The sequence below is a fragment of the Myxococcus sp. AM011 genome, from assembly GCF_013372595.1.
In the GTDB taxonomy this organism is placed as follows: Bacteria; Myxococcota; Myxococcia; order Myxococcales; family Myxococcaceae; genus Myxococcus; species Myxococcus eversor.
Map to the genome: position 1 here is coordinate 1 of NZ_JABXEM010000422.1, position 6,260 is coordinate 6,260.

Below are 6,260 nucleotides of genomic sequence, written 5' to 3' on the forward strand. Positions count from 1 at the left end.
GCACCTGAGCGGTCAGGGCGTCGAGGGCATGGGGGGTCTTCATGTGCGCCGCTCCGCATACACCAACACGCCGGTGGATGCAGCGCCCGTGGCCGAGTAGAAACGCCCTGCCATGCGCCCCGAGCTCCCCACCGCCTTGTTGTCGGTCCTCCTGCTGGGAACTGCCTGCATCGTCGAGGCCCCGGGCGGAGCGAGTCCCGAGCAGCGACGGGCCGCCACCGTCACCCAGGTTCCGGCCCTGTCCGTGCGCAACGGCGCCAACCTGGGCGGCAAGGTGGAGCTGGTGGCCGCCACCGTCCAGCCCGGGCGGCTGACGCCCGGGGAGCGGGCCCAGGTCACCGTCTACTTCAAGGTGCTCGACGCCCTGGACGCGGACTACCTCATCTTCGTCCACGTCGAGGACACGGGCGGCCGCATGGAGCGGATGAACCTGGACCACATGCCCGCCGGCGGAATGTTGCCCACGTCACAGTGGAAGACGGGCGAGACGGTGAAGGACGAGTTCTCCATCTACCTCCCCGCCGACGCCAACCCGAAGGCCCTCAACATCTGGCTGGGCCTGTGGGACCCGAAGACGGATGCTCGCCTGCCGCTGACCAACCGGGACGCGGTGCGCAATGACGGCAGGGACCGCATCCTCATCGCGCAGGTGCCCGTGGCGCAGTGACAGGCGCGCGCCGCGTCGCGCTTCACCCCGCTGGGGATTGGGACGCGAAGAGGTTGAGGCCGAGCACCTTCGAGAGGTGCTGGATGGCCCGCTGGCTCCTCACGCTGTTGCCGAAGCGGTCCAGCGGAGGGCTGAACGCCGCGATGGCGAGCCTGCCGGGAACGACGGCGAGGATTCCGCCGCCCACGCCGCTCTTGGCGGGCAACCCGACCTCGTATTGCCACGTGCCCGTGTTGTCGTAGAGGCCGCTCATGGTCATCTCGGCGAGAATCCGAGGCACGTGCTCCGCCTTGACCGCGCGTCTCCGGGTGAGGGGATTGAGGCCTCCGGCGGCGAGGGTGGCCCCCATCACCGCCAGGTCATACGTCGTCAGTCCCACTGAGCACTGGCGCGTGTAGACGTCCGTCGCCTCCATGGGGTCGCTGTAGAGGGTGTGGCTGCTGTCGAGCAGCCACGCGAGGGCGCGGTTGTGCTGATTGGTCGCCGACTCCGAGCGATAGACCTCGTCCATGACGGAGAGCTCGCGGCCCGCGAAGGCACACACGGTCTCGTGAATCTTCTTCCAGCGCTGCTCCGCCGAGTCCGCGGGGACCAGGCTGACGGTGGCGATGGCCCCCGCGTTGACGAAGGGGTTGAGCGGCTTTCCGTCATGCACCACGAGCGCGTGGACGGAGGAGAAGGACTCGCCGGTGGGGTTGTCGCCGACCTTCGCGCGGAGGACCTCCGAGCCCACCTCGTCGAGCACCCGCGCGAGCGTGAACACCTTGGAGATGGACTCGATGGCGAACTCGGAGCGGGTGTCTCCAGCCTCCGTCGCCTGTCCGTCCGCGGTGATGACCACGAGCCCGAAGCGCTCGGGCTGGACGCGCGCGAGCACCGGGATGTAGCTGGCGTTCTGCCCCTCCTTCAGGTCCAGGTACCGCTGATGTGCTTCAGTGGTCGCCGCGCGGATGGTGGCCGGTGTCATCGGGTTGCCTCCTGTTGGGTGGAGTCGTGCGAGGCCAGGCCTCCTCTTCGTCTTGCGTCGGCTCCGCGCCGGGGTGGCCCGAGGCGCCGGGCTTCTCCCAGTTGAAGGGGGCCAGGTCGCGCGCTCCCGCCGCCGAGCGCCAGCTGGCCTTGCGCCGTGCATAGAGGATGAGCGGGATGGCCACGAAGAGGACGTTGCCGCCGATGAGGATGAGCACGTACGTCATCGGGCTGCCGACCTTGATTTGCGACGGAGGGATGAAGCTGAGCACGAACGCGACGAGCGCTCCGATGAGGCCCGCTCCACCGATGACCCACATGCCCACTTCGCCGCCCGGTACCCGGTACGCGCGCTTCGTGTGCGGCTCGCTGTAGCGCAGGTAGATGGCGGCCGAGAACATCAGCATGTACATGATGAGGTAGAGCGTCGACGTGAGCTGGCTGAGGATTTGATACGCCGCCTGCACCGACGGCAGGATGACGAACATCAACGACAGGAAGGTGACCACCATCCCCTGCACGATGAGGATGTGGCTGGGCGCGCCGTGTCGGTTCATCCGCTGGAGGAACGGCGGCAGATAGCCCGCTCGGCCCACGACTCCCAGCGCCGCCGAGGGGCCGGAGACCCACACCGTGACGCTGCCCAGCACCCCCAGGAAGAGGGCCGCTGCTATCACCGGTGACAGCCAGGCCATTCCAAACGCCTTGAAGAAGTCGCGGTACGAGACGAGCAGGCTCTGCGTCAGGTTGATCTGCGTCTTGGGGATGATGAAGCTGATGGCCAGCGTGCCGAGCACGAACAGCACCACCGTCGTCACCGACGCGATGAGGATGGCGAGCGGATAGGTGCGCGAGGGGTTCTTGGCATCCACGACGTGGATGGCGTTCATCTCCATGCCCGCGTAGAACAGGAAGATGGACGCGGCGAGCACCAGGTTTCCGAACTGGCTGAAGTCGGGAATCACCTTGTCCCAGCCGAGCTGAATCTGGAGCGGTCGTCCCGAGGCCAGGTACACGAGGCCGAACGCGATGAGCAGCAAGGCGGGGATGATGGTGCCGATGAGGCCCGCCCACTTGGAGATTTTCGAGGACGTCTTGAGCCCGCGCAGCGAGACGAGGGTGGCCGCCCAGTACAGGCCCAGCACGATGAGAATCGTGTAGAACTTGTTGCTGGAGAGCGACTTGTCCCACGTCTGGTTGGGACCGACGAAGGCCAACGCCACCGCGCCGTAGGTGAGCACCGTCGGGAACCAGATGGTCGACTCCATCCAGACCAGGAAGATGGCGAGGAAGCCCCACCGGGGACCGAACGCCTCGCCGACCCAGCGGAACACGCCGCCCTTCTCGGGCCAGCCCGTCGCCAGCTCCGCCGCCACGAGCGAGACCGGGATGAGGAAGAACACCGCCGCGAAGGTGTAATAGAAGAGGGAAGTCAGTCCGTATTCGGCCTCCGCCGGCAGGCCGCGCAGACTGACGACGGCCGTGACGTTCATGATGGCCAGCGTGAGCACGCCCAGCTTGGGCGACGCCCGGGCGGCAGTGGCTGTTCTGGTCGTCCCCGACTCCATGGCGGCTTCCCTCGGTCCTGGTTCGTGTGGTGTTTCAGTAGCGGTACTGGAGGGTGAGCTGTCCGCGGACGGCCTGTCCGGACTGGCTGTCGATGGCGCGGTTGTAGCCCCACAGCCCCTCGACGCCGACGAGGACGCCCTTCATGGGTCTGGCCACCAGGTTCAGGGACGCGTACTGCGAGCGGCGGAAGCCCTTCGCGTCGAGCGAGGCTGCGAAGTCGCGGTCCCAGAGCTTGAGCCACCCATAGGTCGCGGTGGAGCTGAGCGTGTGGGTCCATGCGTAGGTGAAGCCCGCATAGGCGCCGAGCAGGGGGATGGCCTTGAGGTCACCCGCCGTGTTCAGCGCGGCGTCGTATTGCGCGCCGCCCGTGTCGTTGAGGTACGCGCCCAGGCCCTGTCCACCCGAGATGCCGGCGAGCAGCGTGTGCTTGTGGGAGAAGTGGTACGCACCGGTCAGGTTGCCGCCGATGCCCAGCGCCGTCTTGCTGTCCTTGCTGTCCCGCGACTGGGTGCCCACCGCGCGCACCAGCCCCGACAGCTGCAGGTGCCCCCGGGCTCCCTCGGCGCGCCAGGCGATGACCGCGTCGGGGAGCATGTCGCGCGGCGCTCCCGCGGACGTGGGCACGTTGGAGCCGGGCTGCTCCAGGGCGACGTGGAGGAACATCCGCCGCTCCTTGTCGTGGGACAGCGCGTGGCTGTAGCGCACCACGGCGTGCTTGGAGAAGACGAGCGCGTTGGGACCCTCGAAGTCGAGGGTGCTCGGATAGGCATCGACGTCCGCGAAGGTGGAGTCGGTGAAGCCCGCGAGGACGCCGCCCAGCTGCGCGTAGGCGTAGTTCGGATGGAAGCCGAAGGCGGGCTGGGCCTGGGCGAAGCTCGTGGTGAAGAGCAGCCGCATGGGCCCCAGCTCCGTCTTGCCGCGCATCTCCAGCGAGATGTCGGACGGGTTGGCAGTGGCTGTCGTGTGGGTGCCCGGAGAGTGGAAGAAGGGTTGCCCGCGCACGGGGATGGCGGACGTGGTGAACCAGGTGGGCGTGCCCAGGAGCTTGGAGGTGACGGCGAAGGTCGTGGTGGCGCCGATGCCGAGCTTCAGGAAGACCTTCGTGCTCGGAATCCGGAAGTAGCCGGGCAGGGCGGTGTCGAAGACCGCATGGTCGGGGCGAGGGGCGAACGCCTGGGTGTTCGAGGGGAGCTTGAGGTCGAGGAAGGGCAGCGCTGGAAGCACCAGCTCCTCACCGGGAGACAGGGGCGCGGAGGGCGCGTCGGTCCGCGTGTCCTGGCTCGCGGAGGGCTCCGCTCGCGCGGGCTCCCGCGTGGAAGGCTCCTGGGCCCGGGCTTCCCCGGCAAAGGGGCTCAGCGTCGCCATCAGTGCGAAGGCGACGCCGCGAACAGTGCGCTGCTGCTGGGAAGACGCTGGAGTCATCGGGTCCGTTGTCACCACGGTGAAGTGGCTGGAAACGTAGGGACCCTTCGCGGCGGGGCATCTCAGCCAGGAGGTCAGGACCACTGTGGGAAAGCGGGCCTCCTCGTCCGCGTGTCCGTCATCGTCGCGCGTGCGGGCGACTCAGCTCGCGCGGGAGTGGGGCAGTCCGCGGTGATGCGACTGGATGAGCCACTGGACGAGCGCGCTGCCCGCGACGGCGACGACGGTGAGGACGAGCGAGAGCGGCTGCGTCTTCGCGGAGCTGACGAGGAAGGTGATGAGGACGATGCCCATCAGCGTCGCGCCCGTGCCGACGATGGCGCGCGAGGCGCCCGTCTGGCGCGAGAGCTTCCAGCAGGCGACGTGGGCCGCCATGTAACAGATGAGGAAGGTCGCGCTGGCGACATTGGCGATGGCGCCCAGGCTCATGGTGTTGACCATCACCAGGATGGCGGCCACCCCCCACATGAAGCCCCGCGTGCTCTGGCCCTTCAGTGGGGTGCTGAAGGCCCGGGGAAGCTGGCCTGCCCGGGCCTGCGCGGAGGACACGTTGAGGGCGGAGAAGAGCGTGGCGTTGATGGCCGACGCGGTGGCGAGCAGGGCTCCGAGCGCGACGACGGTGAAGCCCGCCGAGCCGAGCACGGGCCGGGCCGACTGGGCCACGGCGGTGTCCGCGTCATGGGCGAGCTGCGCCGGCGGCACCAGGGAGAGCACCGTCACGGAGAGCCCCACGTAGAGCACCGTCACCACGCCGATGGCCAGGAAGATGGCCCGGGGAATCGTCTTCTTCGGGTTGGCCACGTCCGAGGCGGCGTTGGCCATCATTCCGAAGCCCGAGTAGGCGAAGAAGCACAGCCCCACGCTCGAGACGAGGGCGGTGAGCCCCAGGTGGGAGTGCTCGGCGAGGTGCCGCGTTCCACCCTGGGACATCGAGTAGATGCCCGCGGCCAGCAGGCCCCCCAGGATGACGAGCTTGATGGACACGAGGATGACCTCGGCCTTGCCCACCGCCCCCGAGCCGACGGCATTCAGGACCGCCAGCAGGATGACGATGGCCGAGCCGAAGATGCTGAACCAGATGTGTCCTCCGCTCGGGAGGAACAGGCGCGTGGCGTAGGCGCCGAAGGTCTTCGCCACCATGGCGACGCTGATGGCCAGCGTGACGAGGTAGATGAGCGAGAGCGTCCCGGAGACCAGCCCTCGCCCGAAGCCTTCCTCGAAGAAGCGGGTGATGCCGCCGGAGCTGGGGTAGCGCGAGCTGAGCTTGGCGTAGGAGTAGCCGGACAGCAGAGCGACGACGCCCGCCAGCGCGAAGGACAGCCAGGTCTCCGGCCCGACGAGCAGCGCGGCCTGGCCCAGCAGGGCGAAGATGCCAGCGCCCACCATGGAGCCGATTCCGAGCGCGCTGACCGCCCACATGCTCATCGATGCCCGCCGCGCAGGTGAGCCCTGGGTGGGTTGTTCCGCCATGAGGATGCCCTCGATGCCCGTTTGCCACCGGGCCTGGTCCTGTCCCCGTGAGCTGACGCGGGAGCGAGCTCAACGAAACGCCTCGCGGGGACGTCACGGAGAACGTGGGCCCAGCGCCCATGGCCCACAAGGCGGGCAGGGCGGCACAGCGGACCTCCCGCCCACC

The 6,260-nt window shown here is 68.4% G+C and carries 5 protein-coding genes; 1 reads left to right on the forward strand and 4 read right to left on the reverse strand.

Going from position 1 to position 6,260, the window contains the following annotated elements; all coding sequences use genetic code 11:
- Positions 1-112: 112 nt before the first annotated feature.
- Positions 113-667, forward strand: a complete 555-nt coding sequence (locus HUW62_RS45105; protein ID WP_163865333.1) for a hypothetical protein — start codon at positions 113-115, stop codon at positions 665-667.
- 22 nt (positions 668-689) lie between these two features.
- Here HUW62_RS45105 and glsA read toward each other — a convergent pair whose 3' ends face one another.
- The 4 genes from glsA to HUW62_RS45125 all read right to left on the reverse strand — a co-directional run bounded on the left by glsA (position 690) and on the right by HUW62_RS45125 (position 6,094).
- A complete protein-coding gene (glsA, locus tag HUW62_RS45110) occupies positions 690-1,634 on the reverse strand; it encodes a glutaminase A (RefSeq protein ID WP_176437964.1) in 945 nt (314 codons plus the stop codon).
- Complete coding sequence (gadC, locus tag HUW62_RS45115) at positions 1,600-3,201, reverse strand: putative glutamine/gamma-aminobutyrate antiporter GadC (RefSeq protein ID WP_176437965.1); 1,602 nt, start codon at positions 3,199-3,201, stop codon at positions 1,600-1,602. Before gadC ends, glsA begins: the two co-directional genes overlap by 35 nt.
- A 34-nt stretch (positions 3,202-3,235) precedes the next feature.
- Positions 3,236-4,624, reverse strand: a complete 1,389-nt coding sequence (locus tag HUW62_RS45120; RefSeq protein ID WP_176437966.1) for a DcaP family trimeric outer membrane transporter — start codon at positions 4,622-4,624, stop codon at positions 3,236-3,238.
- Between the two features lie 141 nt (positions 4,625-4,765).
- Positions 4,766-6,094 (reverse strand): APC family permease, encoded by a 1,329-nt coding sequence (locus tag HUW62_RS45125; protein WP_163865329.1) that lies wholly within the window; start codon positions 6,092-6,094, stop codon positions 4,766-4,768.
- Positions 6,095-6,260: the final 166 nt, after the last annotated feature.

Bases quoted from the DNA above. Each gene is read 5' to 3' on its own strand.
- HUW62_RS45105 (WP_163865333.1), top strand. From the start codon at position 113: ATGCGCCCCGAGCTCCCCACCGCCTTGTTGTCGGTCCTCCTGCTGGGA.
- HUW62_RS45120 (WP_176437966.1), bottom strand. From the start codon at position 4,624: ATGACTCCAGCGTCTTCCCAGCAGCAGCGCACTGTTCGCGGCGTCGCC.
- gadC (WP_176437965.1), bottom strand. From the start codon at position 3,201: ATGGAGTCGGGGACGACCAGAACAGCCACTGCCGCCCGGGCGTCGCCC.
- HUW62_RS45125 (WP_163865329.1), bottom strand. From the start codon at position 6,094: ATGGCGGAACAACCCACCCAGGGCTCACCTGCGCGGCGGGCATCGATG.
- glsA (WP_176437964.1), bottom strand. From the start codon at position 1,634: ATGACACCGGCCACCATCCGCGCGGCGACCACTGAAGCACATCAGCGG.